The organism is Pseudacidovorax sp. NFM-22, assembly GCF_021401245.1.
In the GTDB taxonomy this organism is placed as follows: Bacteria; Pseudomonadota; Gammaproteobacteria; order Burkholderiales; family Burkholderiaceae_C; genus Xenophilus.
The window spans coordinates 480,121-507,091 of sequence record NZ_JACBFY010000002.1; the positions used below are offsets into that span (position 1 = coordinate 480,121).

At 71.7% G+C, this 26,971-nt stretch carries 22 protein-coding genes and 1 tRNA gene; 10 read left to right on the forward strand and 13 right to left on the reverse strand.

The features are described from left to right. Positions 1-109 precede the first annotated feature (109 nt). The 7 genes from L0984_RS07765 to L0984_RS07795 are packed head-to-tail and all read right to left on the reverse strand — an operon-like array spanning position 110 to position 10,815. Positions 110-1,696: an Lcl C-terminal domain-containing protein gene (locus L0984_RS07765; RefSeq protein ID WP_234193143.1), complete on the reverse strand. Its 1,587-nt coding sequence runs from the start codon at positions 1,694-1,696 to the stop codon at positions 110-112. After that, positions 1,680-3,635 (reverse strand): hypothetical protein, encoded by a 1,956-nt coding sequence (locus tag L0984_RS07770; RefSeq protein ID WP_234193144.1) that lies wholly within the window; start codon positions 3,633-3,635, stop codon positions 1,680-1,682. The genes L0984_RS07765 and L0984_RS07770 overlap by 17 nt, the downstream gene beginning before the upstream one ends. After that, positions 3,632-5,779, reverse strand: a complete 2,148-nt coding sequence (locus tag L0984_RS07775) for a biotin/lipoyl-binding protein (RefSeq protein WP_234193145.1) — start codon at positions 5,777-5,779, stop codon at positions 3,632-3,634. The genes L0984_RS07770 and L0984_RS07775 overlap by 4 nt, the downstream gene beginning before the upstream one ends. 15 nt (positions 5,780-5,794) lie before the next feature. Next, positions 5,795-7,675: an efflux RND transporter periplasmic adaptor subunit gene (locus L0984_RS07780; RefSeq protein ID WP_234193146.1), complete on the reverse strand. Its 1,881-nt coding sequence runs from the start codon at positions 7,673-7,675 to the stop codon at positions 5,795-5,797. Next, on the reverse strand, positions 7,675-8,541 hold the full coding sequence (locus L0984_RS07785; RefSeq protein ID WP_234193147.1) for an efflux RND transporter periplasmic adaptor subunit: 867 nt from the start codon (positions 8,539-8,541) through the stop codon (positions 7,675-7,677). Before L0984_RS07785 ends, L0984_RS07780 begins: the two co-directional genes overlap by 1 nt. Continuing rightward, a complete protein-coding gene (locus L0984_RS07790; protein WP_234193148.1) occupies positions 8,538-10,073 on the reverse strand; it encodes a TolC family protein in 1,536 nt (511 codons plus the stop codon). The genes L0984_RS07785 and L0984_RS07790 overlap by 4 nt, the downstream gene beginning before the upstream one ends. A gap of 43 nt (positions 10,074-10,116) precedes the next feature. Beyond that, positions 10,117-10,815 (reverse strand): SapC family protein, encoded by a 699-nt coding sequence (locus L0984_RS07795; RefSeq protein ID WP_234193149.1) that lies wholly within the window; start codon positions 10,813-10,815, stop codon positions 10,117-10,119. A 339-nt stretch (positions 10,816-11,154) separates the two neighbouring features. Here L0984_RS07795 and L0984_RS07800 point away from each other — a divergent pair, with 339 nt between their 5' ends. Beyond that, positions 11,155-11,796 carry a hypothetical protein gene (locus L0984_RS07800; protein ID WP_234193150.1) on the forward strand — a complete coding sequence of 214 codons (642 nt, stop codon included), beginning with the start codon at positions 11,155-11,157 and terminating at the stop codon, positions 11,794-11,796. 49 nt (positions 11,797-11,845) lie between these two features. On the opposite strand, the gene L0984_RS07805 is transcribed toward L0984_RS07800, so the two are convergent. The 3 genes from L0984_RS07805 to L0984_RS29940 form a co-directional block, all read right to left on the reverse strand. Continuing rightward, positions 11,846-12,739 carry a LysR family transcriptional regulator gene (locus L0984_RS07805; RefSeq protein WP_234193151.1) on the reverse strand — a complete coding sequence of 298 codons (894 nt, stop codon included), beginning with the start codon at positions 12,737-12,739 and terminating at the stop codon, positions 11,846-11,848. Positions 12,740-12,981: 242 nt separating this feature from the next. Next, positions 12,982-13,056 (reverse strand) — tRNA-Arg (locus L0984_RS07810). After that, positions 13,013-13,981: a TetR family transcriptional regulator gene (locus L0984_RS29940; RefSeq protein ID WP_370645935.1), complete on the reverse strand. Its 969-nt coding sequence runs from the start codon at positions 13,979-13,981 to the stop codon at positions 13,013-13,015. The genes L0984_RS07810 and L0984_RS29940 overlap by 44 nt, the downstream gene beginning before the upstream one ends. Between L0984_RS29940 and L0984_RS07820 the strand changes: the two genes are divergently transcribed. The 4 genes from L0984_RS07820 (at position 13,972) to L0984_RS07835 (ending at position 20,753) form a co-directional block, all read left to right on the forward strand. Then, complete coding sequence (locus L0984_RS07820) at positions 13,972-15,249, forward strand: efflux RND transporter periplasmic adaptor subunit (protein WP_234193152.1); 1,278 nt, start codon at positions 13,972-13,974, stop codon at positions 15,247-15,249. The two genes, L0984_RS29940 and L0984_RS07820, sit on opposite strands and share 10 nt — an antisense overlap. Before the next feature lie 50 nt (positions 15,250-15,299). Then, positions 15,300-18,473, forward strand: coding sequence for an efflux RND transporter permease subunit (locus tag L0984_RS07825; RefSeq protein ID WP_234193153.1), 3,174 nt, complete (start codon positions 15,300-15,302; stop codon positions 18,471-18,473). After that, on the forward strand, positions 18,466-19,944 hold the full coding sequence (locus L0984_RS07830) for an efflux transporter outer membrane subunit (RefSeq protein ID WP_280525148.1): 1,479 nt from the start codon (positions 18,466-18,468) through the stop codon (positions 19,942-19,944). Before L0984_RS07825 ends, L0984_RS07830 begins: the two co-directional genes overlap by 8 nt. Positions 19,945-20,117: 173 nt before the next feature. Further along, complete coding sequence (locus tag L0984_RS07835; protein WP_234193154.1) at positions 20,118-20,753, forward strand: c-type cytochrome; 636 nt, start codon at positions 20,118-20,120, stop codon at positions 20,751-20,753. A 138-nt stretch (positions 20,754-20,891) separates the two neighbouring features. Here L0984_RS07835 and L0984_RS07840 read toward each other — a convergent pair whose 3' ends face one another. The 3 genes from L0984_RS07840 to L0984_RS07850 form a co-directional block, all read right to left on the reverse strand. Continuing rightward, positions 20,892-21,431: a DUF2946 family protein gene (locus tag L0984_RS07840; protein ID WP_234193155.1), complete on the reverse strand. Its 540-nt coding sequence runs from the start codon at positions 21,429-21,431 to the stop codon at positions 20,892-20,894. 139 nt (positions 21,432-21,570) lie between these two features. Beyond that, positions 21,571-22,545: a YheT family hydrolase gene (locus L0984_RS07845; protein WP_234193156.1), complete on the reverse strand. Its 975-nt coding sequence runs from the start codon at positions 22,543-22,545 to the stop codon at positions 21,571-21,573. 14 nt (positions 22,546-22,559) lie between these two features. After that, complete coding sequence (locus L0984_RS07850) at positions 22,560-23,012, reverse strand: YybH family protein (protein WP_076507440.1); 453 nt, start codon at positions 23,010-23,012, stop codon at positions 22,560-22,562. Positions 23,013-23,225: 213 nt separating this feature from the next. Here L0984_RS07850 and rutA point away from each other — a divergent pair, with 213 nt between their 5' ends. Genes rutA through rutF form a run of 5 tightly spaced genes read left to right on the forward strand, consistent with a single transcriptional unit; the run spans position 23,226 to position 26,955 of the window. Next, complete coding sequence (rutA, locus tag L0984_RS07855; RefSeq protein WP_234193157.1) at positions 23,226-24,347, forward strand: pyrimidine utilization protein A; 1,122 nt, start codon at positions 23,226-23,228, stop codon at positions 24,345-24,347. Between the two features lie 14 nt (positions 24,348-24,361). After that, complete coding sequence (gene rutB / locus L0984_RS07860; protein WP_234193158.1) at positions 24,362-25,153, forward strand: pyrimidine utilization protein B; 792 nt, start codon at positions 24,362-24,364, stop codon at positions 25,151-25,153. A 31-nt stretch (positions 25,154-25,184) separates the two neighbouring features. Next, positions 25,185-25,577, forward strand: a complete 393-nt coding sequence (gene rutC / locus L0984_RS07865) for a pyrimidine utilization protein C (protein ID WP_076507432.1) — start codon at positions 25,185-25,187, stop codon at positions 25,575-25,577. Between the two features lie 8 nt (positions 25,578-25,585). After that, a complete protein-coding gene (rutD, locus tag L0984_RS07870) occupies positions 25,586-26,374 on the forward strand; it encodes a pyrimidine utilization protein D (RefSeq protein ID WP_234193159.1) in 789 nt (262 codons plus the stop codon). A 26-nt stretch (positions 26,375-26,400) separates the two neighbouring features. Further along, complete coding sequence (gene rutF, locus L0984_RS07875; RefSeq protein WP_370645910.1) at positions 26,401-26,955, forward strand: NADH-dependent FMN reductase RutF; 555 nt, start codon at positions 26,401-26,403, stop codon at positions 26,953-26,955. The last annotated feature ends 16 nt before the right edge of the window (positions 26,956-26,971 follow it).

Consider the following 26,971-nt stretch of genomic DNA (forward strand, 5'->3'; position numbering starts at 1 on the left):
GCGGCTGGCCGCGGCATGCCCTGTTCCTGCCTCAGCGGCCCGCCTGCAAGCGCCAAACGCCCCCGTGCGCGATCGGCACGGGGGCGTGGCGCCCGCCGGCAGCCGGGTGTCACTGGCCCGCCCGCACCAGCCTCAGCCGGCGGTTGCCCGCCATGTCCGCGATGGCCACGTCGCCATCGACGAAGTCCACGTACCAGGCGCTGCCCGCGCTGGGCACCGCCGGCGAGCTGCTCCAGTAGCTGGCGCCCGCGCTGTTGGGGAAGTACGCCCGGTTGAAGGCGGGGGCCCGGCAGTGGCGCTCGACCAGCGACGCCAACTCGTTGCGGTTGGGCAGGCGCCAGTCGCTGTAGCCCAGCCAGCCCGCGGCATTGGCCGCCGCCACCTGCCCCAGCGCGCCGCTCCAGCTGAAGCTGGCGGCACTGCCCGACTCGCAGCTGCCGCCGCTCTGGCCCTGCGGGCACTGCGCCCACATGAGCTGGGTGCGCCGGTCGGTGACGGTGCCGTCGCCGGGCGCGCTGTAGCGGTCGGACGCCGACTTGGCCGAGTCGGCGGTGCACGGCGCCGCCGACGACAGGGCCGGCGCGCTGCCGCCGCTGACCAGCCGCAACGACACGGCATTGCCGGGCGAATCGGCCTTGTTGCGCGGGCCCACGATGCCCAGCGAGAAGTCCACCACCCAGGCGGTCTGCGTGTCGTCGGGATAGGTGGTGTTGCTCCAGAACACCGAGCGCGCCTGGTTGCCCAGGCCGGCCAGGTCGGAGAACCACTCGGTGGTGGCGGCGACGCCGGTGCTGCGGCCGGCGTTGACCAGGCTGTCGAGCTCGGCGACCTCGGGCAGGCGCCAGTCGCTGGCGCCGCACAGGCGGGCCGTGTTGGCGGCGTCGATCTGCGCCTGCACGTCGGCGAAGGCGGTGGCGGCCGGCTGGCTCACGCCCTGCTGCACCTGCCACATCAGGCCGGTGACCGCATCGCGCACGCAGGCCCAGCCGCTGTCCCCGGAGGCCATGGCCTGGCCGCTGGCCGAGACCTTGGCATAGCTGAAGCCGGCCGGGCCGTCGCTGCCGCCGCCGGTCAGGGCCCGGCTGTCGCGGCCGTATTCGGCATCCTGGCCCGCGAGGCCGCTGGCCGGGCAGGCCACCGCCGCGCCCGCCGCCGTGTAGCACTGGGCGATGCCGGTGTCGTTGAGGCCGCCCGCATCGTCGTTGAGGATGGTGCCGTAGGCCACCGGCGAATTGGAGGCGCCGCCGATGCTCACGCGGAAGCGCTTGTTGGCCTGGAAGGTGCCGTCGTCGCACAGCGGGATGGCGAAGGTCACGCTGGAGGCGCCGGCCGGCACCCGCAGCGAGGTGCCGTTGGCGGCCACGTAGTCGCCGCCGGCGGGGCAGTTGGCCCCGCCGCGCGCATAGCCCGCCACCGGCTTGGCGGCCAGGTTGGGCGCCAGGTCGGCCGTGGTGAAGGTGATGGTCTTGTCCACGTTGGGGCCGGACTCGACCTTGACCGTGAAGATGATGCCGTTGCCGGACTCCAGCGCGACGCTGTCGGCCATGCTGAGCACCAGCGGCGTCTCGGGCACGGGCAGGAAGAAGCCGCCGCCTCCCCCGCCGCCTCCGCCTCCGCAGCCGGCAAGGGCCAGCACGAGCAGCGGCCAGGGGCGCGCGCGGCGCAGGGCGCGCATCGGTTCAAGGAAGGGGGGCATGCAGTTCACCTCGCAGGACAGGGGCCTCGCCGCGAGCGGCGAAGGAGAGTTGGAGCACGAGCTGCTGCTCGTGCAGAAAGAGCTGGCGCCGCTGGCGGCGTGCCTGGCGCGCGGCAGCGGCGCGCTGCAGGCGCAGGCCGGTGCGCAGCAGCACCAGCGCCAGGGGATCGGCCAGGCGCGCCGGCAGGGCCGACTGCAGTCGCGCCACGGCGGCCGTCAGCGGCGTGCCGGCGGGGGCGGACCACAGCCGAAGGCTGCGGCGCGGCGCCGGCAGGCGCTGGCCGCGGGCGTGGAAGAGCGCCTCGGTGCGGGCCGCATCCAGCGCCTCGGGCAGCAGCAGATGCAGCGGCGTCGTGGCCGGCACCGTGCGCACGTCCAGGCCGGCCAGCAGCGGCTCGGGCACCAGCACGACCTCGCCGGGACGCAGCAACCCGTCGTCGGGGCCCGGCGCGGCGGCGCCCAGCACGGCGGGGCTGAGGCCGTGCGCGCGCAGCGCCGGCACCAGCAGGCGGAAGCTCTCCATGCGGCGCAGGCCCACCAGCACGGCAGCGCCCTGCCGCACGGCCTCGGCCGCGGCCTCGGCGGCCTGGCGGGCGCGCACCTCGTCGTCGGTCGCGGCCAGGCCATGCCGCAGGGCGAGCGGCGCGGCGGTGCGCGGCTGGCGCAGCACCACGGCGCCGTAGATGCGCCACAGCTCGGACTCCAGCCCGCGCAGCGACGAGGCGATGCCGCCCAGCAGCCGGTAGCCGCTGAAGAGTTCCTGGTGCGACAGCCGGCCGCGGGTGGCGGGCGGATGCGACAGGGGCAGGCCCTCGCGCGCCTCCAGCGCCTGCAGCAGGCCGGTGTGCAGGCTGCGCTCGGGCACCAGCTGCGCCAGCGGCATCTCGCCGCCCAGCACGATGCGCGCGCCGCCGGCCGGGCCAGGCTGCACGTCGTAGTGGCGGCCGCGCACCAGCCGGTCGCGCACCACCAGCGCCTGCATCAGCAGCTCGTCGCGCCGGCGGGGCGCGCGCCAGAAGGGGGGCAGCCGCGCCTCCACCTCGGCCAGCAACGCCTGGCCCGCGGGGGTGAAGCGCAGCAGCCGGCGGCGGTCGTGGTAGTGCTCACCGGCGCGGAAGCCCTCGGCCAGCCCCTGCGCGCAGGCGATGGCCTCCAGCAGCAGCGGGTTGTGGCCGGGCTCGCTGGCCACGTGCGGATGCACGGCGTCGTCGATGAGCACGCGGTCCGCGTCGTCCACCAGGGCCCAGCAGGGCGTGGCGCGCGGCCACAGCGCGGGATCGCGCAGCCGGTCGGCCAGCAGGCGGCGGGCGGTGACGAGCAGCACCTGTGCGCCGTAGGCCTGCGGCGCCGCGTCGGCGGGGGCCTGGGGCGGCAGCACGGCGCAGGGCACGCCGCTGCGCAGGTACAGCGGCCCGAAGGCGGCGGCATGGCGCGCCGCCAGCAGTTCGTTGCCGCACACCAGGTGGCAGCGGCGGCCGGCCCAGGCGCCCAGCACGGCGGCCAGCGCGATGGCGAGGCTCTTGCCGCTGCAGGGGCCGGCCTCGACCAGCCGGCCCTGCGCCATGGCCAGGGCCGCCTGCAGCTGGGCCGGCGTGGGCCGCTGGCCCAGGCTGCGCGAGGCCAGTTCGGCCGCCGCCGCAGCGGCGGCGCCCCAGGCGGCCACGGTGGTGCCGGTGGCGGCCTCGCCGGCGCGGGCCACGGCGGCGCGCAGCGCGTGACGGGCCTGGCGCGCCCGGGCGGCCAGCGCCTCGTCGTCCAGCAGTTGCAGCGGTGGCTCGGCGGCGCGTGCCGACTGCAGCAGGGCCGCCAGCATCGCCTGCTGGCGCCAAGCCTGCAGACGCCACCAGCCCGGCAGCGTGCTGCGCCCGGCCCAGGGCGAGCGCAGCGCCGGCGCGGCCGGCGTGCTGTCGTGGGAGGCGTCGGCGCCGGGCAGGATCACAGCGCGTACCTCTTCTGCAGCAGTTGCAGGAAACCCTTGTGGAAGCGGTCCCACAGCGGCTGCGCGGGCAGGGCCACCCGCAGCACGCCGGACATGCCGGCATAGGTGGTGGCCGCCGCGCCGGCAGGCAGCGGCGCCCGCAGCTCGAAGAAGGATTCGGCCGCCAGCGTGCCGGTGCTGTCGTCCGGCCGCACGGCCACCTCGCCGCCACCGGGCAGGCCCAGGGCCGGCGAGGCGAGGCGCTCGCGCTGGTACGGGATCACCTCCAGCCGCTGCACGGCGATGCCTTGCCCCGCCTGGCCGGCCAGGCGCAGCTCGCCGGCCACCGGCGGCGCGCCGAACAGGTCGGCCGCGTCGCCCTGCGCCAGCACGGCACTGAAGCGGTAGTGGCCGGCATCGACCACCTCGCCCAGCAGCTGGCCACGCTCGATCCAGGCCTGGCGGCGCTCGTGCAGCTGCGGCGCCACCCATTCGCCGTCCTGCGGGGCGCGCACGGTCAGGCGCTCGCGCAGGGCGCGCAGCTCGTCCAGCTGCTGGCGGGTGGCGTCGATGCGCACCTGCAGCGGCGCGGCGTCGGCGGGCGTGCGCTGCAGCGACTGCAGCTGCAGGGTGCGCAGCTCGTCCAGCTGCAGGGCGGCCAGGTCGATGTTGAGGTCGAGGTCGGGATTGCGCAGCTCGGCCAGTACCTCGCCGCGGCGCACGCTTTGGCCGTGGCGCACACGCAGCTCGGTGAGCACGCCCGGCGATTCGACGAAGAGCAGCGCACGGCGCTGTGCCTCCAGCACGCCGGGCACGCGCACCGCATGGGGCAGCGGCACCCAGGCGGCCAGCACGTAGACCGCCAGCACCAGGCCCGCCACGGTGCCCACGGCCCGCGTGCGGCGCCCGGCCACGGCCGGACCGGCCAGGTAGGCGGCGAACTTGCGCCCCGGCAGCACCAGCAGCGTGACGACGGTGGTGGCCAGCAGCGCCAGGCCGACGCCGAACCACTTGTCCAGCGTGGTCAGCAGGATGGTCGCGCTCAGCAGCAGGCGGTAGGCGAAGCTGGCCCAGCCATAGGCGGTGAACCACAGGCGCTCGGTCGCATCGGTGGCGGGGCCGGCGGCGGCGCGGTTGCCCAGCAGCACGCGGTCGCACCAGGCCATCACCTGCTGCTGGCCCTTCTGGTAGAGGTTGGGCATCTCCACCAGGTCGGTGAGCACGTAGTAGGCGTCGAAGCGCAGCAGCGGATTGCCGTTGAACAGCAGCGCCGAGACCGAGCCGATGAACATGATGTTGAAGGCCAGCCCGTTGAGCGGCCCTTCGGCGGTGTGGGCCCACAGCAGCGTGGCCAGGGCGGCGAAGAACAGCTCGGTGGCCACGCCCGCCAGGCCCACGTAGGCGCGCCGCCAGCGGCTGCCGAAGCCCCAGGTGGCGGTGGCGTCCACATAGGGCAGCGGCGTGAAGATGAGGAACATCACGCCGAAGGTGTGGACCTGCCCGCCGTAGCGCTTGACCACGAAGGCATGCGCCGTCTCGTGCAGCACCTTCAGCAGCGTCATGCCCAGGTAGAGCCAGGGCAGGTTGGACAGCGAGAGCACGCCGTCGGCATGGCGGCCCAGGCGCTCGGAATGCTCCACGGCCGTCCACACGCCGGCCAGCACGGCCAGCAGCCACACCACGCCCGCGGCGCGGCCGGTGCAGGCCATGACGAGCGGACGCAGGCGGTCGAGCAGCCGGTTGGGGTTGAACACCGGCACCCGGACGTACAGGAAGGACAGCAGCTTGCCCTGCAGCTCGCGGTCCTTCTGGCGGCGGCTGCGCTCGTCGATGGCATGGCTGTCGGGCGAGCCGGCCGTCACGAGCATGTTGGACACGTGCAGCTGCGACAGCAGGCGCACCACCTCGTCCTGGCCGGGGGCGGCGGCGCCGTGCACGCGCACGTACTCGCGCCAGACCTCGTCGACGGTGCGACCGGTGTCGAGCGCGCGGGCGAAGTCGTAGGCCTGCGGCGTGACGCGGAAGAAGCGGTGGGCGTAGACGTCCTCCAGCACGAACCACAGCTGGCCGCGGTAGCGCTGGGCCCGCGCCTGCACGGCCGGCTGCAGCGCCACGCGCTGGCCGGCCACGCGGTACCAGGTGTCACTGAAGGCGGCGCCGGGCATGTCGTGTGCGCTCCGCTACCACCACAGCCACAGGCGCAGCTTGTCCACCAGCCGGTGGGTCAGGATCCACGCCACGTTGCGTTCGCCGGCGTCGATGCGCACGGCGCCACTCATGCCGGGCCGCCACCAGTCGGCGGCGGGCTGCTGCATCTCGGCGCGCAGCAGGAACTGGTTGCCGTCCTGGCCTTTGGTCTGGGCCACGGGGATCACGGCCGTCACACGCAGCGGGATGCGACGGTCGGGGTCGCTGACCAGCACCAGCTCGCCGCTGGCCTGCGCGGGCACCAGGGGCATGTCGCCCTCGGGCACCGTGGCCACCACGTACAGGCCTTCGACGCGGGCGATGCGAAAGAGCTTGTCGCCCTTCTTGACCGGGGCGCCGAGCAGGTCCTTGCGTTCGCCCTCGACGATCACGCCGTCGAAGGGCGCGCGCACCTCGGCCTGGGCCAATGCCTCGCGCACGCGGGCCAGGCGCGCCTGGGCCTGGCGCTGGCGGGCGGTGGACACCTCCATCTCGGCCCAGGCGGCGGCGGCGCGGGCCTTGTCGGCCTCGGCGCCGAAGCGGCGCACCTCGGCGTCGGCATCGTTCTCCTGCTGGCGCAGCTCGCGGGTGTCGAGCGTGGCGAGCAGCTGGCCGCTCTGCACGCGCTCGCCGGCGCTGGTCTCGGCGCTGTCGACGCGGCCGTCGTAGCCGGCGGCCAGCACGCGCGTGCTGTCGGTGGCGAGCTGGCCGGTGCCGTGCACGCGGTAGTCCCAGGTGGCGAAGGCGGCGTACAGCACGAACAGGCCGGCCGCCACGGCCACGGCCTTGGGCCAGACATGGCGCGGCCCCAGCCAGGACGCCAGGCGCAGCCGCAGGGCGTCGCGCGCACGCAGGCCCCACCAGCGCTCGCGCTGGCGCAGCTCGGCCAGGCGCGGCAGCACCAGCGCCGCCATGCCGCGCACCCGGGCCAGGCCGGGCTCGTCCACGCCGCGGCCTTCGGGCAGCGCGAAGAGCAGCGCGGCCTCGGGCGGGCCGTTCTCGGGGCCGATGGCCATGGCGCACACCGCGGGCAGGCCCAGGGCCTCGCCCAGGCGCTGCAGCACGGGCGCCTGGTCGGCCTGCAGCACGCCCTCGTGCGTCAGGCTCTCGTCCATGGCGGCCTCGACCAGGGCGATCAGGTCGGTGCCGGCGTCGAAGCGGTCCAGGTGGCTGATGGCGGCCAGCTGCGCACGGCCCTCGTCGACCCAGCCCAGGGCCACGTGCGAGGCGCCGCAGAGGGCAGCCAGGCCGTTGACCAGGGCCAGCCGGGCGGCACTGCCGTGGGCCTCGCGCTGCACCTCGGTGGCCAACGCCAGCAGCGCGGGCAGCGTGGGCGAGGCGGCCGGGACGCCCTCACCCACCGCCGCGCCGACCGGGGCGCCGACGCCCGGCATGTCGGCCACGAGCTGGGCGCGCAGGGCCAGTTCGTTGAGGCTGGCGCGCTCGCGCTGGGGAATCTCGATGAGGGCCAGCACCGGCCGCTCGCCGGCCTGCCGCACGGCCAGGTGGAACAGCGCGACGCCCTCGTGCGTGAGGGGCATCAGCGCGAAGCCCTTGTCGGCCGCGCGCGGCGCCAGGGCCTGCAGGCTGGCCAGCGTGGCGGCATCGATCACGCCCGCCATGGGCAGGGCCGCCTCGGCGGCACCGCCCAGCAGCTGCCAGCCGCTGCCGTCGGCCAGGGCGGGCTCGGCGGCGGCATCGACGCGGCCGGCGATCCACACGCGGCGGGCGCGACACAGGTGGCGCAGGCCCGCGGCGTACTCGTCCCAGAAGCCGGGCTCGCCGCTGGAGCGGCGGCGCAGCGCCTGCAGGGCCTGCACCAGCCCCAGCGCGTCCGGCGCGCCGAGCGTGTGGGGAGGGTCGGCCGCGCCCATCAGCGGCTCCCTTCCTGCAGGTCCACGATGCCCTTGATGCCCGCGGGCACCGCGCCCTTCGGGTTGGCGAAGCCCAGCCGCACCTCGACCAGGCCGCTGGCGGCGTCGATGACGGGCGCGATGTAGCTGACGCGGGCGCGCACCGGCGCCACGCCGGTGGCCGGGTCGAAGCGCACCGGCAGCTCGGCGCCGGCCTTGAGCGGCAGCGCGGCGGCCGGCGGCAGGTTGAGCTTGAGGTAGCAGTTGTCGGCGTCCACCAGCTGGATCAGCGCGTCGCCGGGCTTGGCCCATTCGCCCACGTCGGTGTCCACGCGCGTGACCACCCCGGCCACGGGGGCCGTCAGGCGGCGCAGCTCGCGCTCCTGCTCGGCCGCGGCCAGCTCGACGCGCTCGCGCACCTTCTGCGCCTGCAGCTGGGCGACGCGGCCGCGCGCGGTGACCAGGTCCAGCTCCAGCCGCGCGACCTCGTCGCGGCTGACCGCGCCGCGGGCATTGAGCAGCTTGCGCGTGTCCTCGTACAGCGGCGCGAGGGTGCGCACGCGCTCCTCGGTGGCACGCAGCTCGGAGAGGTCGTCCAGCATCACCCGGCGCCGCTGCACCTCGGTGGCCTGGATGCGCTCGTCGATGTAGAGCAGCGGCGTGCGGGCCTCCACCCGCTGGCCCACGGCCACGGGCACGCGGGCCACGACACCGGGCACGCTCACGCTCAGAAGCAGGTCGTGCCGCGCATGGACGAGGCCGGTGAATTCGCGCGCGTGCAGCGCGGCGCTGGCGGCCAGCAGCAGCAGGCCGAAGGCCGCGGCGCGCACATCGAGGACGGCGGCGCGCCGGCCCCGCAGGCGGTCGGTGCCGGGGCGTCGTTTCATTGCCATGTGACGTCCACGCCGTAGGCGGCGAGCAGCAGCCCTTCGGACTGCTGGAACAGGGTGAGGGCCGTCCACAGCCGGGCGTCGCCTTCGACCAGGCGCAGCTCGCTTTCCAGCGTCTCGGCCTCGCGGCGCAACACGCGGGCGCGCGGCACCAGCTGGTCGCGCAGGCCGGACTCGTCGGCCCGCAGCAGGCGGGCGCGACTGTCGAGGTCGGCGCGCAGCTGCTCGACGTCGCGCCGGGCCAGTTGCAGCGCGTCGGCCCGGCTGCGCCAGTCGTTGGCGAAGCCGATGCGGGCGTTGCGCGCCTCCAGCTCGGCCTGCTCCAGCTTGAGCTGCTGGCCCTGGTACTGGGCCTCGGGCCGCGTGGTGCCGCCCAGCGGCTGCTCGTAGTACAGGCCCACATACCAGTCGGGGTAGCGGTTGTGGGTCACGGGGGTCATGGCCGAGTGGGGATTGCGGCCCAGGCCGTGCGAGCCCCAGTTGGCCTGCAGGTCCAGCTGCGGCTGGGCCTGGTTGCGCGCGAAGTCCAGCCGGTGCTGGTTCTGGCGCACGCGCAGGCTGGCGATCTGGAAGGGCGGCCACTGGTCGAGGCGGCGCTCCCAGGCGCCGGCGGCCGCGGCCTCGTCGCCGGGCACCGGCGGCAGCGCGGGCAGGGCCCAGGCGCCGTCCTCGGGCGGCAGGTCCAGCAGCGTGCGGATGCGGGCCTCGGCCTCGACGATGGCCTGGCTGCTGCGCAGCAGCTCGCTCTCGCGCATCGACAGCAGGGCGCGGGCCTCGTCCTCGACGGTGACGGCCACGCGGCCGGCGGCCGCGCGCTCGCGCGCATCGGCCAGCGCTTCGCGGGCGTTGTCTAGCAGGCGCTGGCGCAGCGGGTGCGAGCGGTACGCACGCTGCAGCTGCCAGTAGGCGGACAGGGCCTCGCTGCCCATCTTGAGCAGCTGCTGGCGGAAGGTCCAGTAGCCCACCTCGCGTTCGAGTTCGGCCACGCGCAGGTCGGCCTCGACGGCATCGGTGCCGCGGCCCTTGAGCAGCGGCTGGCGCACGGTGACCACCAGCTGCGCGGTGGCCTCGCGGTCGCTGCCGTCGTTGTAGAGGGCCTCGATCAGGTTGTTGCGGCGCAGGGAGCGCTGCAGGCTGGTGCTGATCTCCGCGCCGGTGGAGGCGCGCATGCGCAGCCCGGCCTCGGCGGTGTTCACCATCTCGTCCAGCACCGAGGTGCGGGCGGCCAGGGACGAGAGCTGTTCCTCGGCGGTGCGCTGGCGGCGCCGGCTTTCGTGGCGCACCGAGCCGAAGGCCGTCGGCTGGTAGAGCGAGGCCTCGGCCGCCAGCCCGCGGTCGGCGATGCGGGCCTGCAGGCGGGCATAGGCGATCTCGGCATTGCGGTCCACCACCAGCTGGATGAAGCGGCGGGGTGTGAGCGTGCGTGCATCGGCCGCCGACGCGGCGGGCGACTGCGCCGCCGCGCCCGGCAGCGCGAGCGCGCAGGCGCCCGCGGCCAGCATCGCGACCCAGCCTGCGCGCGGCTTCATGCCGCGCCTTGTCGACGCCCGCCTGCGCACGGCCCGCGTCTTCTTACTTGCCGGCGCGCTTGTCGGCCAGCGTGACCAGCCGCTCGATCTGGGCCAGCGAGATCAGCTGCGCATAGATCGCAGGCAGGTAGCGCTTGGCACGGATCTCCAGGAAGCGCTCGTCCGAGAGGTTGTTCAGGCGCTCTTCGTTGATCACGTAGCAGCCGGCGATGTTCTTGATGCCGGCCGACTCGCGCACGCGCATGTTCAGCGGCGTGAGCATGTTGTGCGCGGCCAGGAACTTGGCGAACTCGCGGGTCAGCGCGTCCATCTGCTGCAGCTCGGACAGGTAGCGCTTGACGTTCTCGATGACCTGCGTGGGCTCGCCCTTGTCGTCGAACAGCGGGCTGCCTTCGGTGCTGCTCACCAGTTCGCTGCCCTCGTCGATGCAGATGGTGAACTGGCCTTCCTTGTCGGACGAGGCCAGCGCAAAGGGATAGCGGCGGATGATCGCCGGCACATAGGAGGCGTCCCATTTGCCGTCGGCACCGACGAAGAGGTTGGTGCCGGCATCGAGGCCCAGCAGGGCCACGGGCCGGAACTCGTCCTTCTCCTTGTCTTCGAGGAAGACGATGGGATAGATCGCCGCGGCACGGGCGAACTCGTGCATGGTGACGTAGGCGATGTGGAACTTGGAGGCGAAGGAAAAGCCCGTGATTTCCTTGATGCGCGTTTGCGCATGGCGCTCTTTGTTGACGGGCACGACCTTTTCAAACAACTGACGTTCTCCTTGGACAGATTCAAGCCGGATTGCCATCGGCTTGGCGGCCAGGAGCCCAAGGCACGGCACGCCGGCGCCGGGCATTGCGTGCATGCATGCCCTGCGTCGGTCACCCACCTCCTCAGCCCTTCCAGATCCCCGCTCTCCTGATGGCGGCACGAGTATTGGGCGGCACCTCGTTCACCGCGATGGTGCATCGCGCATCAGGTGTTAACTGGCTGACATATCTCTGACTGGGCGCTGCGGACAGATGTCAGCGACTTGTCATTTCGAGGCCGTTTCCGCTCGGCAGCGACCTGGGGGCTTCCTACATTGACAGCCATGCTGGATGCCCTGCCATTGCTGCGAACAGGCACCGACGAGCGCGTCGCGGGGCGGCGCTGCCTGTTCCCGCCGGTGCCGACGCGGCACGGGAGCGCCCCTGCACGGGCGGACGGCGCGCGCCCGGACGGCGAGCTGTCGGGCTCGCGCGCGGCGCTGGTGACGCTGCCGGACCTGTGGGCCATCCGCGCCGCCTATGGCGAGGACGTGGCGACCGGCGCGAGCCGGGAACTGCTGCGCCGCCTGCGCCAGGCCGTGACGGACCCCCGCCGCGTGGCCGTGCTGGCCGAGGACTGTTTCGTGGCCTGGCCCTGCACCCCGGACGCCCACCAGGAACGCCAACGGCTCGCCGATCTGGTGCGTGCGCTCGGCCGCCCCATGTGGCCCGAGGGCATCGGCTGCGTGGCGGCCGTGGATGCCGAATGGGTGGACCTGGCCGGCAGCGAGGGCGAGGAACTCGATCCCTGGGACGCGGGCCATCTGCGCACCATCGCGGCCCTGCGCGCACCGGCACGGCCCACGGTCGATGCCGACTGGCTGCGCCGCTACCGCTGCGGCATGGACGGCGCGGTGCGCGCCGGCGCTCACACGCAGGCCCCGGCGCAGCGGCCGCCCGTCACGGCCGTCGCGCACGCAGACTGAACACGGACCTTCGGCATCCTTCGAAACCCGGAGCGCGGTCCCGCCACGCTCACTGGACATCCAGGCCGAAGCGATCCAGGAGGCGCAGCATCGCCGACAGCGCCGCACTCTTGTGGCGCCGCTCGGAATAGGCCGCATAGACCCAGAGGTCCGTGGGCATGTGCTCGTCCAGGGCCTGGACCAGTTCCCCATTCGCCAGCAACGACGCCACGGCGGGCTTGGGCGCGACTGCGATGCCCACGCCCCGCAACGCCAGCTGGACCACGGCCACCGGGTCGTTGACCTCGATGACGCCAAGCCGACGGGCGACCGGCGTGTCCGGCCGACGTGCCGGCGCCAGGCTCGCCGCCGCCCAGGCGCTGTACTGCAGCACGTTGTGGTGGGTCAGTTCCTCGAGCGTGGCCGGTTTGCCGAAACGCTCCCAGTAGGCCGGCGCAGCGCACAGCACCAGGTCGAACTTCATCACGCGGCGCGCGATGAGGTGCTGGTCGGCGATGGTGCCGCTGCCGAAGTGCAGGTCCACGCCCTCGCGGATGAGATCGATCGGTTCGTTGGTGAAGCGCAGGGTGAGCCGCACGTCCGGGTAGCTGCGCACATAGGTGGCGATGATGTCGCTGAAGCCGCCGAACATCAGGCCGTAGGGTGCGCTCAGCGTGAGCCCTCCCTTGGGCAGCGATCCGAATTCGCGCAGCTCGTCCATCATTTCCTCTGCGTAGGAAACGAGGTAGGTGCTGCGCTCGAGCAGACGCTGGCCGGCATCGGTCAGGCTGATCGCGCGGGTGGAGCGGTGCAGCAGCCGCACGCCGAGCCGCCGCTCGAGTTCCGCCACGTACTTGCTGGCCGTCGCCTTGGACAGCTGCAGCGAGACGGCCGCCTTCGAGAAGCTGCCACGGCTGGCAACTTCATGGAAGGTCTTGATCAGGTCGAGGCTGTCGACCGACATGCGGCCTCATCAACGGCCGCAGCCGATGCCTGTGCATCCGGTTGAAATCGGCCCGCCGCAGGAACGGGCTCCGGGGCTCGGGAACGCATGAACATCCGCATCGCCGAAGCATAAATGAACTTGGTGGTTCATTTATCTTCGAGGAGCCGCATGTCGGCCCCGGGGCCGGGACCCGGTCCTTCGCATCGGACAGAACAAAGGAAAAACCCGGCTACGTCAGAAACGTAGCCGGGTTTTGTGTTTGGTCCCGCCGCCAGGAATCGAACCTGGATCTCAGCCTTCGGAGGGCCGAATTCTATCCGTTGAAATACGGCGAGAAAGTCGCGCCGAGTTCGGCCGCGAACCCGGCATTATGACCGATCTTCTGCGCTTGGCGTGCTCGGGGCGCCCCGCCGACGGGACGGCGGCGCCGGTCTCGGCCGACTCCTGGTCGCGGGGAAGGCCAAGGCCGGCGAGATAGACCCCGAAGAGCCGACGGCCCGCGGGCACGAGGTCGAAGGCCGCCGGCTCCAGCAGCCAGTCGTCGATCAGGCCCGACATCAGGGCATGCAGGCCGTGCGCCGCGGTGCGGGCCGGCACCGGCAGCCGCAGCCCGCGCATGCGCGCAGCCAGCCGCAGGGCCTTCTCGAAGTCCATGACGCAGGCGTCGCGCGCGCCCAGGTGCCGCTGCTGCACCGAGGCCATCTCGTCCGTGTACTCGACCTTGTGCACCGCGATCTGGAAGACGCGGCGCACCTGCGGGTCGTCGGCGATGAGCGCCAGCGCCTGCGTCATGCCCTGCTCGATGAGGTCCAGCGGATCGACCCCGGCTGGCGCGGCCGCCTGGCGCACGCCCTTTTCCATCGGCAGCGTGACCCGCTCCATCATGGCGTTGAAGAGGTCGGCCTTGTCCTTGAAATGCCAGTAGACGGCGCCGCGGGTGGCCCCCGCTTCCTCGGCGATCTGCTGCAATGACGTGCGCGACACGCCCTGGGCCTGGAACAGCCGCTCGGCCGCATCGAGCAGGCGATGGCGGGTGGCCAGGGCTTCTTCCTTCGTGCGCCGTACCACGGCATCTCCTTGGCAAGAAAACGAAATAAACCGAAACGTGAGGGCCGCGACTATACATTCAAGAATGTATGTAAACTTGCTGCCCCGGCAAGCTTCTGGCGCCCCGATCTGCCTGCACGCATGATCGATCCGCGGCGCGTCCGCTTCCTCCGCTTTTTCAATCCCACTCCAAGAGGATTCGCATGCCTGCATCGCATGTTGTTGCAAGTCGTTCGATGTTTCGTCCCGGTTCGCCCCTGACCCTCGCCGCCACCGCGGTCCTTCTGAGCCTGGCCCTGGTGGCCTGCGGCAAGAAGGACGCCGCGGCACCGGCCGGCGGCCCTCCGGGTGGCGGCATGCCGGCCCCTGAGGTCGGTGTGGTGATCGCCACCCCGGGCGAAGTCGGGCTGGTGACCGAGCTGCCCGGCCGGCTCGAGGCCACGCGCGTGGCCCAGGTGCGCGCCCGTGCCGCCGGCATCCTGCAGAAGCGCCTGTTCGTGGAGGGCAGCGACGTGAAGGCCGGCCAGCCGCTGTTCAGGATCGACGCCTCGCCCTACGAGGCCACGCTGCGCAGCGCCGAGGCGACCCTGGCGCGCGCCGAGGCCAATGCGGCTCAGGCCAAGGCGCTGGCCGACCGCTACAAGCCCCTGGTCGAGGCCAACGCGGTGAGCAAGCAGGACTATGCCAACGCCGTCGCCTCGCAGAAGGCCGCCGAGGCCGACGTGCTGGCCGGCCGCGCCTCCGTGACGACGGCCCGCATCAACCTGGGCTATGCCACCGTCACGGCCCCCATCTCGGGCCGCATCGGCCGCGCGCTGGTGACCGAGGGCGCGCTGGTGGGCCAGGGCGAAGCGACCCAGCTCGCCACCATCCAGCAGATCGATCCGCTCTACGTCAACTTCACGCAGTCGGCGACCGAGGTGATGCGCATGCGCCGCGCCATGGCGCAGGGCAAGCTGCAGCGCGCCAGCGGCCCGGACGCCGCCGACGTGCGCATCGTGCTGGAAGATGGCACCGAGTTCGCCCAGCGCGGTCGCCTGCTCTTCTCCGACCTGACGGTGGATGCGAGCACCGGCCAGATCACCCTGCGCGCCGAGGTGCCCAACCCCAAGGGCGAGCTGCTGCCGGGCATGTACGTGCGCGTGCGCACCGAGCAGGCGCAGGTCGACAAGGCCATCAGCGTGCCCCAGCAGGCCGTCACGCGCACCGACCAGGGCGACACCGTGACCATCGTGGGCCAGGACGGCAAGCTGTCCAAGCGCAACGTGAAGATCACCGCCGGCAGGAACAACCGCTGGATCGTGACCGAGGGCCTCAAGGAAGGCGAGCAGGTGATGGTCGACGGCTTCCAGAAGCTGCAGATGCTGCCGCCCGGCACGCCGGTGAAGGCCGTGCCCTGGCAGCCGCCGACGACCGCCGCCGCAGCCCCGGCCGCTGGCGCATCGGCCCCTGCGGCCGCGGCCGCACCGGCCAAGCAATGACGCCGGCCCGCAACCCCGACTGATCACGAAGAAGGAACGCGAGCACCTCTATGGCCAAGTTCTTCATCGATCGCCCCATCTTTGCGTGGGTGATCGCTCTGTTCATCCTGGTGATGGGCGGCGTGGCGATCACGCAGCTGCCGATCGCCCAGTACCCGCCGGTGGCCCCGCCGGCCATCGTCATCAACGCCGCCTATCCCGGCGCCTCGGCCCAGACGCTGGAAGACAGCGTGCTGTCGGTCATCGAGCGCGAGATGAACGGCTCGCCCGGCCTGATCTACATGGAGTCGGTGGCGCAGGCCGACGGCACCGGTTCGATCACCGTGACCTTCGAGCCCGGCACCAATGCCGACCTGGCGCAGGTGGACGTGCAGAACCGGCTGTCGCGCGCGACGCCGCGCCTGCCCTCGGCCGTGACGCAGCAGGGCGTGCGCGTGGACAAGTCGCGCAACAACTTCCTGCTGTTCACGATGCTGTCGTCGACCAACCCGGCCGTGGACACCACGCAGCTGGGCGACTACGCCGCGCGCAACATCCAGCCCGAACTGCAGCGCGTGCCCGGCATCGGCCAGGTGCAGCTCTTCGGCAGCGAGACGGCGATGCGCGTGTGGATCGACCCGGCCAAGCTGCAGGGCCTGAACCTGAGCGCGGGCGACGTCAACACCGCCATCCGCAACCAGAACGCCCAGGTCGCCTCCGGCACCATCGGCGACCTGCCCAACGTCACCGGCCAGGCCATCGCGGCCACGGTGGTGGTCAAGGGCCAGCTGTCGTCGGTGGAGCAGTTCGGCAACATCGTGCTGCGCGCCAATGCCGACGGCTCGACCGTGCGGCTCAAGGACGTGGCCCGCATCGAGATCGGCGGCCAGAGCTACGCCACCTCGGCGCGCCTGAACGGCAAGCCGGCCGTGGGCCTGGGCGTGCAGCTGTCGCCCTCGGGCAATGCGCTGCAGGCCGCCAAGGCGGTGCGCGCCAAGATGGACGAGCTCAAGCGCTTCTTCCCGCAGGGCGTGAGCTACTCCATCCCCTACGACAGCTCGGCCTTCATCAGCATCTCCATCAGCCAGGTGGTCGAGACCCTGGTCGAGGCCGTGGTGCTGGTGTTCCTGGTGATGTTCCTGTTCCTGCAGAACTGGCGCTACACGCTCATCCCGACGCTGGTGGTGCCGGTGGCCCTGCTGGGCACCTTCGGTACGCTGCTGGCCCTGGGCTTCTCGATCAACGTGCTGACCATGTTCGGCATGGTGCTGGTGATCGGCATCGTGGTGGACGACGCCATCGTGGTGGTGGAGAACGTCGAGCGCATCATGAGCGAGGAAGGCCTGCCGCCCTTGCAGGCCACGCGCAAGGCCATGCAGCAGATCTCCGGCGCCATCATCGGCGTGACGGTGGTGCTGATCTCGGTGTTCGTGCCGCTGGCCTTCTTCGCCGGCTCCACGGGCAACATCTACCGCCAGTTCTCGGCGGTGATGGTGGCCTCGATCGCCTTCTCGGCCTTCATGGCGCTGTCGCTCACGCCGGCGCTGTGCGCCACGCTGCTCAAGCCGGTCGAAGCGGGCCACCACCACGAGAAGCGCGGCTTCTTCGGCTGGTTCAACCGCGGCTTCTCGCGCACGGCCAAGGGCTATGAAGGCTTCGTGTCGCGCCTACTGCGCCGCGCGGCGCGCTACCTGATCATCTACCTGGCCATCATCGGCGGCGTGGTGTTCGTGTACTCGCGCCTGCCCACCTCCTTCCTGCCGCAGGAAGACCAGGGCAACATCCTGGTGAACGTGCAGCTGCCCCCGGGCGCCACGCTGGAGCGCACCGAGGCCGTGATGGAGAAGGTCGAGAACTTCATGCTCAAGCAGCCGCAGGTGCAGAGCATCGTGGGCGTGCTGGGCTTCAGCTTCTCGGGCCAGGGCCAGAACGCGGGCATCGCCTTCGTCACGCTCAAGGACTGGAAGGAGCGCGACGGCGAGGCCAACTCGGCCTCCGCGCTGGCAGGCCGCGCCTTCGGTGCGCTGTCGGGCGTGCGCGATGCCTTCATCTACCCGCTCAACCCGCCACCGATTCCCGAACTGGGCTCGGCCAGCGGCTTCAGCTTCCGGCTGCAGGACCGCTCGGGCCAGGGCCATGACGCACTGGTCAACGCCCGCAACCAGCTGCTGGGCATGGCCATGAAGAGCCCGGTGCTGACCGCGATGCGCCCCGACGGCCTGGAGGATGCGCCCCAGCTGCAGATCGACATCGACCGCGACAAGGCGCAGGCCCTGGGCGTGAACTTCGACGCGATCAACACCGCGCTGTCGACCTCGCTGGGCTCGAGCTACATCAACGACTTCCCGAACCGCGGCCGCCTGCAGCGCGTGGTGGTGCAGGCCGATGCCCCGGCCCGCATGCAGCCCGAAGACCTGCTGCGCCTGAACGCGTCCAACACGCAAGGCCAGCCGGTGCCCTTCGCCTCCTTCGCGACCACGCGCTGGATCAAGGGCGCGCAGCAGACCGTGCGCTACAACGGCTACCCGGCCATGCGCATCAGCGGCGAGGCCGCGCCCGGCTACAGCTCGGGCGCCGCCATGGCCGAGATGGAGAAGCTGGCCGGCCAGCTGCCGCCGGGCTTCGGCTTCGAATGGACGGGCCAGTCGCGCGAAGAAAAGCTCGCCGGCTCGCAGGCCATCATCCTGTATGGCTTCGCCATCCTGGCGGTGTTCCTGTGCCTGGCGGCGCTGTACGAGAGCTGGTCGATTCCGCTGTCGGTGATCCTGGTGGTGCCGCTGGGCGTGCTGGGGGTGCTGCTGGCCACGCTGCTGCGTGGCTACTCGAACGACGTGTACTTCCAGGTGGGCCTGATCACCATCATCGGCCTGTCGGCGAAGAACGCCATCCTGATCATCGAGTTCGCCAAGGACCTGCAGGCGCAGGGCAAGAGCGCCATCGCCGCCGCGCTGGAGGCCGCCCACCTGCGCTTCCGCCCGATCGTGATGACCTCGCTGGCCTTCGGCCTGGGCGTGGTGCCGCTGGTGCTGGCCTCGGGCGCGGGCTCGGCCAGCCAGCGCGCCATCGGCACCGGTGTGCTGGGCGGCATGCTCACGGGCACCGCGCTGGCCGTGTTCTTCGTGCCCATCTTCTTCGTGGTGGTGCGTACGATCTTCAAGGGCAGCAAGCGCCAGCAGGACATGAACAAGCGCCATGCCCAGGAAGCGGGCATTCAGGAAGAATCCGGAGCCGACAACCATGGCTGAGTCCAAGACGATGATGACGCTGCCCTTCGGGCCCCTGGCGCCGCTGGCGCTGGCCGCTGCGCTGCTGATGAGCGGCTGCTCGCTGATCCCCACCTATGAGCGGCCGGCCGCGCCGGTGCCCACCACCTTCCCGGGCGACCCGGCCCAGCCGGGCAGCGCCAAGGCGGCGGTGGACGTGCCCTGGCAGGCCTTCTTCTCCGACCCGCGGCTGGCGGGGCTGATCCAGACGGCCCTCGACAACAACCGCGACCTGCGCGTGGCCGTGCTCAACATCGAGCAGGCCCGCGCCCAGTTCGACGTGCAGCGCGCCGCGCTCTTCCCGACGGTGGGGCTGAGCACGACGGGCTCGCGCTCCGAGCCCAACTCGGCCCGCGCCTACAGCTCGTCCGCGCCCAAGGTGTCGTCGAGCTACTCGGCGGGCCTGGGCGTGACGGCGTGGGAGATCGACTTCTTCGGCCGCATCCAGAGCCTGAGCGCCGCCGCGCAGGCCCGCGCGCTGGCCACCGAGGAGTCGCGCCGCGCCACGCAGATCAGCCTGGTCGCCCAGGTGGCCAACGGCTGGCTCACGCTGGCCGCCGACGAAGAGCTGCTGGCCATCACCCGCCAGACGCTGGCCACGCGCGAGGAGACGCTCAAGCTGACCAAGCTGCGCTTCGACAACGGCGTGGCGTCCGAGCTGGATTACCAGTCGGCCGTCTCGCTGGCCGAGAACGCACGCGCCACCTATGCGCAGCAGATCCGCCTGCGCCGCCAGGACGAGAACGCCCTGGCGCTGCTGCTGGGCGCGCCGGTGCCGGCCAGTGCGCTGGAGGGCCTGGCGGGCGACAACGGCGGGCTGGCCAGCGTGCGCGCCATGCCCGACGTGCCGGCCGGCCTGCCCTCGGACCTGCTGACCGAGCGGCCCGATATCCGGTCGGCCGAGCAGCAGCTGATCGCGGCCAACGCCAACATCGGTGCTGCGCGGGCGGCCTTCTTCCCGCGCATCGCGCTGACCACCTCCATCGGCACGGTGAGCTCCGACTTCTCGGGCCTGTGGAACGGCGACGGCACGCGGGCCTGGAGCTTCGCGCCCAGCCTGACGCTGCCGATCTTCACGGCCGGCGCCAACTCGGCCAACCTGGCCTCGGCGCGCGTCAGCCGCGACATCGCCGTCGCCCAGTACGAGAAGACCATCCAGACCGCCTTCCGCGAGGTGGCCGACGCCCTCGCCGGCCGCGAGACGCTGGGCGAGCAGGCCCGTGCCGCCCGCGCCCAGGCCGAGGCCGAAGGCACGCGCCTGCGCCTGTCGGACCTGCGCTACCGCAACGGCGTGGCCAGTGCGCTGGACCTGCTGGACGCGCAGCGCTCGCAGTTCACGGCCCGCCAGACGGCCGTGCAGACCCAGCTGGCGCTGCTGCAGAACCAGGTCACGCTCTACAAGACGCTGGGCGGCGGCTGGACCAGCAGCACGCAGCAGGCCGGCGCCCAGTAGGCCCGGACGCAGGCGTCGGCGGCGGCCTTCGGGCCGATCGCTGATCTGCATCAGGAGTCCTTCTTTCGGGGGGTGTGCGGGGGTTATCCCGGGTCAGCCGGGGCCTGTCCGCACACCCCCCGTCCCTATAATCGAACGCTGTTTTCCAATAGCCCCCGATACCGAGGACAGCGATGAGCGAGAGCGCGCAAAACCCGGCTCCGGCCACCGAAGAGGCGCATACGGGCCCGATCAAGAATCCCAAGCAGCTGATGCTCGCGGTCCTCTTCGGCTTCGTGGTCCCCATCCTCATCATTGCGGGGCTGGTCTTCTTCGTGGTGTCCGGGCTCAAGCCCTCCGGTGCGGCCACCGGCGACAACATGAACCTCTACGGCGTCAGCCAGGACGCCCGCGACCGCGACGTCGCCGAGCGCATCCGCAAGGTGGGCATGGTCGAGATCCGCGATGCCAACCGCCCGCTCGCCAACGGCGAGACCGTCTTCAAGACCCAATGCGCCGCCTGCCACGGCAGCCCCGGCATTCCGGGCGCTCCCCACTTCGGCGATGCCGCGGCCTGGGGTCCTCGCATCGGCCAGGGCCTGGCCACCCTGACCGAGCATGCGCTCAAGGGCAAGGGCGCCATGCCGCCCCAAGGTGGTGGCGACTTCAGCGATGTGGAGATCAGCCGCGCCGCGGCCTACATGGCCAACTCGGGCGGCGCCAAGTTCGAAGAGCCGGCCGCACCAGCCGCCGCCGCGCCGGCGGGCGATGGAGCGGCCACCTCGGCAGCAGCCCCTGCGGCAGCCGCTGAAATGCCAGCCAAGCAGTAACCAGCGCAGACTGCACGCCTGGGCCTCCGGGCCTCCTCGAAAGCCGGCAATCGCCGGCTTTTCTGTTTTGTGGCGCCGCAGCGGCACTCAGGCACCCCGCGGGTCGCACTAACCGGGCGCCGTGCGGCGCCTTCCCGCCTAACGTGAGGCCAGGTCGCGCGCCGCGGCCGGGCTGCGGACGAAGCCGAAACGCGTCGGCAGCTCGGCCGCCGGCACCTCCTCGGGCGCTGGCCAAGCGCCCTGCTCCAGCGCGTCGGCGGCCAGGCCCATGTCCTGCGAATGGACGATGCCCAGGCCGGCCGGCGCTGCGACATACAGGCGACCCTCCGCATCCAGCAGCACGCGCTGCAACGCGCCAGCCAGTCCGGTGTGCGCCTGGAGCGAGAAGTCGTCCATCACGCGCCACACCAGCGGCGCGGCCTCCAGCTCCACGTAGACCCGCTGCGGTCCGTTCTGGAAGAACCACTGGCCCTGGGCATCCGGCTCGTAGTTGCGCTGGATGAAGTCGATCAGCTTGTCATGCCGCAGTAGCGAGCCCTTGCTCTGCGGAAAGGGACCGGCCGCCTGCGTGGGGTCGTCGCGCATGTACCACTGGCCGCGTGCATCAAGGCCCAGCCAACCAAAGCAATGGGGCACGTTGGGCCATTTGGCCAGTGCCTGTTTGACGATGTCATCCATTGCGGCATTGTCCGCGCCGACGTCCTCATGCCATGTCGCCCATGCCGCCAACCTGGGTGAGCCATGGCCGACACCCATGCCAGGGCTGCCCGGCGGCCGGGCGCACCGGACAGGGCCGGCTTCGTCAACCTACGCGGCTTCAGCGATGGGCCAGCAGCCAGTCCACCACGGCCTGCGGCATCGTCCGTACATGCCCTGGCCAGCCGCCCTGCGGAAAGCCGACATGGCCGCCATGCAGCGGCTGCCAGAGGGTCACGAGCGGATTGGTCACCCGAGCGGGCACCGGCAGGCTCTCGCCGGGAACGAAAGGATCGTTGCGGGCATTGAGTACCAGCGCGGGAATGCGGATGTCGCCCAGCCGCGGCCCCGCGGCGGCGCGGGCGTAGTAGTCCACCGCATCCTTGAAGCCATGCAGTGGCGCGGTGAACAGGTCGTCGAAGTCGCGCAGGCAGCGCGCGGCACGCAACCGGTCCGCGTCGAACAGCCCCGGATGCTGCGCCAGCTTGGCCAGCGCCTTGGGCTTCATGGTCGAGAGGAACATGCGCTCGTACACCAGCCGGTTGAAGCCGCGTCCGATGGCATCGGCCCCGGCGGCCAGGTCCAGCGGTGCGCTCACGCCGGCCACGGCCTGCGCCACGGCCGCCGCGCTGTCGCCAGCCTCCTCGGCCCAGCGCAGCAGGGCGTTGCCGCCCAGCGAGACGCCCACGGCCAGCACGCCGGCGGGGCTGCGTTCGCGCAGGCGGGCCAGCACCCAGCCCACCTCTTCATGGTCGCCCGAGTGGTAGGCGCGCGGCCCGAGGTTGAGCTCGCCGCTGCAGCCGCGGAAATGCGGCACCGCGAAGCCCAGCCCGCGTTCGCGCGCGACCGCGGCCAGTGCCTCGGCATAGTGGCTGCGCGACGAGCCTTCGAGGCCGTGGAAGAGCACGAGCAGCGGCGCCGTGGCCGGATCGGCCGCGTCCTGGAAGTCCACATCGACGAAGTCGCCGTCCGGCGCGTTCCAGCGCTCGCGCCGGTACACCGGCGCGGCGCCCGTGTAGCGGCGGCCGAAGAGAGCCGGCCAGATGGTCTGCGCATTGCCGCCCGGCAGCCAGCGGGGCGCGACGAAGGCCTGCACTGTGCTCGGCGACCTCAGTGCAGCAGGCCCGGCACTTCCACCGCGTCGTCGGGCTCGCGCGAGGTGCCAGGGCTGGCATGGTGCGCCACCAGTCGCCAGCCCATCTCGGTCTTGAGGTACACGTTGGTCGCCAGCACGAAGGCGTGGCGCGGGCCTTCGGCGGTGAGCACCTCGATGCGTTCGAGCACGTTGTGCACGCTGGTGCCCAGGGCTTCGACGCGGCGCACATGCGAAGGCCGCGCATGCACGGCACCGCCATTGGCGAACATCTGCTCGAAGGCGCTGCGGATGGCGGCGACGCCCACCAGGCGCGGCCCGCCTGGGTGGACGCAGAACACGTCCTCCTCGTCGGCCCAGCAGGCCATCAATGCATCGGCGTCGCCGCGCTGCAGCGCGTCGTAGAAGGCGGCTTCCAGGTCGTCGGCGGTGCCGCCCAGGGCGGCGGGGTATCGGGTTTTGCTGGGCATGGCAGCCGCGATTCTGCCGCTGCGCACGCACCACGCCCCGGCATGCGGCGCACCACCTTGCCGCGCACGCGCCCATCGCCGCGAACCGTTTTGGACCATTTGGTCAAAACGTGTATGGGACTTTTCGATCAAGTCCTTGATGTGGAACAGGAAAACGGCATTGGCACAGCGCATGCACACCCGCCGGCAATCCTCATCCCGGAGTCCACGCACATGAAAGTCGGCGTCTTCATCCCCATCGGCAACAACGGCTGGCTGCTGTCGCAGAACGCGCCGCAGTACAAGCCCAGCTTCGAGCTGAACAAGACCATCACCCTCAAGGCCGAGCACTATGGCCTGGACTTCGCGCTGTCCATGATCAAGCTGCGCGGCTTCGGCGGGAAGACGGAGTTCTGGGACCACAACCTGGAGTCCTTCACGCTGATGTCGGGCCTGGCGGCCGTGACGACGAAGATCAAGCTCTTCGCCACCGCCGCCTCGCTGGTCATGCCGCCGGCCATCGTGGCGCGCATGGCCTCGACCATCGACAGCATCTCGAACGGCCGCTTCGGCCTGAACCTGGTGACCGGCTGGCAGCGGCCCGAGTACTCGCAGATGGGCATGTGGCCCGGCGACGAGTTCTTCGCCACCCGGTACGAGTACCTGTCCGAATACATCCAGGTGCTGCGCGACCTGTGGGGCAAGGGCCAGTCGGACTTCAAGGGCACCCACTTCAAGATGGACGACTGCCGCCTGAGCCCGCAGCCGCAGGCGGACATGAAGGTGATCTGCGCCGGCCAGAGCGACGCCGGCATGGCCTTCTCGGCCAAGTACGCCGACTACAACTTCTGCTTCGGCAAGGGCGTGAACACGCCCAAGGCCTTCGCGCCCGCCGCGCAGAAGCTGATCGAGGCCACGGCCAAGACCGGCCGCCACGTGACCACCTACGTGCTCATCATGGTGATCGCCGCCGAGACCGACGAAGCCGCCTTCGCCAAGTGGGAGCACTACAAGGCCGGCGCCGACACCGACGCCATCGCCTGGATGGCCCAGCAGGGCGCGGCCGACACCAAGTCCGGCGGCGACACCAACGTGCGCCAGATGACCGATGCCACCTCGCCCTCGGCGGTGAACATCAACATGGGCACGCTGGTGGGCTCGTATGCCAGCGTGGCCCGCATGCTCGACGAGATGGCCGAGGTCCCCGGCACCGAAGGCGTGCTGCTGACCTTCGACGACTTCGTGCAGGGCGTGGAGGACTTCGGCGAGCGCATCCAGCCGCTGATGAAGAGCCGCGTGGACGTGGACACGCCCGTGCCCTCGCAGGTGGGTGCGCCCGAGGCGCTGGCGGCGTGAACGGAGGTGGAAGCATGAGCAGCACCAAGACCAATGCCACCCTGCGCTCGACCACGCCGGTCGGTCCACCCCAGGCGCCGGGCGCACCGGCACCGACGGTGATTCCTTCGCGCCCCGAGCCCCTGGCGCTCGTGCCCACGCAGACCGCGCTGATCGTGGTCGACATGCAGAACGCCTATGCCTCGCTCGGGGGCTACGTGGACTCGGCCGGCTTCGACATCTCCGGTGCCCAGGGCACCATCGCCGGCATCGTGCGCGCCATCGAGGCGGCGCGGGCGGCGGGGATGCTCATCGTCTTCCTGCAGAACGGCTGGGACGCGAAGTACGTGGAAGCGGGCGGGCCCGGCTCGCCCAACTGGCACAAGTCCAACGCGCTCAAGACCATGCGCGCCAAGCCCGAGCTGCAAGGCCGCTTCCTGGCCAAGGGCGGCTGGGACTACGAACTCATCGAGGCGATGAAGCCGCAGGCCGGCGACATCGTGATCCCCAAGACGCGCTACAGCGGCTTCTTCAACAGCACGCTGGACAGCAGCCTGCGCGCCCGCGGCATCCGCAGCCTGGTGTTCACCGGCATCGCCACCAACGTGTGCGTGGAGTCGTCGCTGCGCGATGCCTTCCACCTGGAGTACTTCTCGCTGATGCTGGAAGACGCCACCCACGAGTTGGGCGGCGCCGCGATCCAGCAGGCCACGGTCTACAACGTCGAGACCTTCTTCGGCTGGGTGTCGACGGTGGACGCGTTCTGCCAGGCCCTCGCACCGGCCACCGCCGCCACGCCCGCCGCCACCGAAGCCGCCACGGCCTGATCCTTCGTTCATCCCACTCTGGAGTCCCTTCATGCCCAAGGAAGCCATCATCCCTCCCGGCACCAGCACCCCCATCGCGCCCTTCGTGCCCGGCACGCTGGCCGACGGGGTCGTCTATGTCTCGGGCACCCTGCCCTTCGACAAGGACAACAACGTGGTGCACGTCGGCGACGCCACCGCGCAGACCCGCCATGTGCTGGAGACCATCAAGGGCGTCATCGAGACCGCTGGCGGCACGATGGACGACGTCACCTTCAACATGATCTTCGTCACCGACTGGGCCAACTACGCCAAGGTCAACGCGGTGTATGCCGAGTACTTCCCGGGCACGAAGCCGGCGCGCTACTGCATCCAGTGCGGCCTGGTGAAGCCCGACGCGCTGGTGGAGATCGCCTCCATCGCCCACGTCGGCAAGAAGGCCTGAGCCGCACCATGGCGCTGTACCACGAGGTGCACGGCGAAGGCCGGCCCGGCGCGCCCAGCGTGCTGCTGTCCTCCGGCCTGGGCGGCTCGGCCGGCTTCTGGAAGCCGCAGATCCCCGCGCTGGTCGAGGCCGGCTGGCGCGTCGTGGCCTACGACCAGCGTGGCACCGGCCGCAGCCCGGCCGACCTGCCCGCGGGCTACAGCATCGCCGACATGGCGCGCGACGTGGCCGAGGTGATGGACGCCACCGGCACCAAGCGCTGCCACCTCGTGGGCCATGCCCTGGGCGGCCTGGTCGGCCTGCAGCTGGCGCTGGATGCGCCCGCGCGCGTGGCCAGCCTGGTGCTGGTCAACGCCTGGTCGCGGCCCAATCCGCACTCGGCCCGCTGCTTCGACGCCCGACTGTCGCTGCTGGGGGCCTGCGGGCCACGCGCCTATGTGGAGGCGCAGCCCATCTTCCTGTACCCCGCCGACTGGGCCGCGGCCCATGCGGCCGAGGTGCAGGCCGAGGTGGACCATGCCTTCGCCCATTTCCCCGGCGAGGCCAACATGCGCGCGCGCATCGGTGCCCTGCGCGCCTTCGACGTCGACGCGCGCCTGCACGAGATCGCCGCGCCCACCCTGGTCGCCTGCGCGCAGGACGACGTGCTGGTGCCATGGACGATGTCCCAGCGCCTGGCCGAAGGCCTGCCCCACGCCCTCCTCGACCGCAGCCCGCACGGCGGGCATGCGCACAGCGTGACCGATCCGGCCGGCTTCAACGCGGCGCTGATCGGCTTCCTGTCGCGTCAGGACTGAACCCTCTTCTCTTCCGGCTTCCGATGATGATGTCCACCGCCCCCGCTCCCACCGCCGCCGCGGCCCTGCAGGCCCTGGCCGCCACGCCGCCCGAACGCGGCGACTACCGCAACGCCATGGCCCGCCTGGGTGCGGCCGTGAACGTCATCACCACCGATGGTCCCGCGGGCCGCGCGGGCTTCACCGCCTCGGCCGTGTGCAGCGTGACCGACGAGCCGCCCACGCTGATCGTCTGCCTGAACCGCAGCGCCTCGGTGTACCCCATCTTCCAGGCCAACGGCGTGCTGTGCGTGAACGTGCTGGGCGCGGGCCAGCAGCAGCTGTCCAACCTGTTCGGTGGCAAGACGCCGATGGACGAGCGCTTCGCCGCCGCCCAGTGGCATGCGAGCCGCAGCGGCGTGCCGGTGCTGGCCGAAGCCGCGGCCACCTTCGAATGCCGCGTGGTGAACCGCACCGCCGTGGGCACCCACGACGTGCTGTTCTGCGAAGTGGATGCGGTGCGCCTGGGCAACGCCGCCCATGGCCTGGTGTACTTCGACCGCCGCTACCACGACCTGCTTCCTCCAGCCGCAGCGCACTGAGCGCAGAGCCCCGAGC

Coding starts and splice junctions, on each gene's coding strand:
- L0984_RS07765 (WP_234193143.1), bottom strand. CDS start 1,696: ATGCCCCCCTTCCTTGAACCGATGCGCGCCCTGCGCCGCGCGCGCCCC.
- L0984_RS07775 (WP_234193145.1), bottom strand. CDS start 5,779: ATGCCCGGCGCCGCCTTCAGTGACACCTGGTACCGCGTGGCCGGCCAG.
- L0984_RS07780 (WP_234193146.1), bottom strand. CDS start 7,675: ATGGGCGCGGCCGACCCTCCCCACACGCTCGGCGCGCCGGACGCGCTG.
- L0984_RS07785 (WP_234193147.1), bottom strand. CDS start 8,541: ATGAAACGACGCCCCGGCACCGACCGCCTGCGGGGCCGGCGCGCCGCC.
- L0984_RS07790 (WP_234193148.1), bottom strand. CDS start 10,073: ATGAAGCCGCGCGCAGGCTGGGTCGCGATGCTGGCCGCGGGCGCCTGC.
- L0984_RS07800 (WP_234193150.1), top strand. CDS start 11,155: ATGCTGGATGCCCTGCCATTGCTGCGAACAGGCACCGACGAGCGCGTC.
- L0984_RS07805 (WP_234193151.1), bottom strand. CDS start 12,739: ATGTCGGTCGACAGCCTCGACCTGATCAAGACCTTCCATGAAGTTGCC.
- L0984_RS07820 (WP_234193152.1), top strand. CDS start 13,972: ATGCCTGCATCGCATGTTGTTGCAAGTCGTTCGATGTTTCGTCCCGGT.
- L0984_RS29940 (WP_370645935.1), bottom strand. CDS start 13,981: ATGCAGGCATGCGAATCCTCTTGGAGTGGGATTGAAAAAGCGGAGGAA.
- L0984_RS07825 (WP_234193153.1), top strand. CDS start 15,300: ATGGCCAAGTTCTTCATCGATCGCCCCATCTTTGCGTGGGTGATCGCT.
- L0984_RS07830 (WP_280525148.1), top strand. CDS start 18,466: ATGGCTGAGTCCAAGACGATGATGACGCTGCCCTTCGGGCCCCTGGCG.
- L0984_RS07835 (WP_234193154.1), top strand. CDS start 20,118: ATGAGCGAGAGCGCGCAAAACCCGGCTCCGGCCACCGAAGAGGCGCAT.
- L0984_RS07840 (WP_234193155.1), bottom strand. CDS start 21,431: ATGGATGACATCGTCAAACAGGCACTGGCCAAATGGCCCAACGTGCCC.
- L0984_RS07850 (WP_076507440.1), bottom strand. CDS start 23,012: ATGCCCAGCAAAACCCGATACCCCGCCGCCCTGGGCGGCACCGCCGAC.
- rutA (WP_234193157.1), top strand. CDS start 23,226: ATGAAAGTCGGCGTCTTCATCCCCATCGGCAACAACGGCTGGCTGCTG.
- rutB (WP_234193158.1), top strand. CDS start 24,362: ATGAGCAGCACCAAGACCAATGCCACCCTGCGCTCGACCACGCCGGTC.
- rutC (WP_076507432.1), top strand. CDS start 25,185: ATGCCCAAGGAAGCCATCATCCCTCCCGGCACCAGCACCCCCATCGCG.
- rutD (WP_234193159.1), top strand. CDS start 25,586: ATGGCGCTGTACCACGAGGTGCACGGCGAAGGCCGGCCCGGCGCGCCC.
- rutF (WP_370645910.1), top strand. CDS start 26,401: ATGATGTCCACCGCCCCCGCTCCCACCGCCGCCGCGGCCCTGCAGGCC.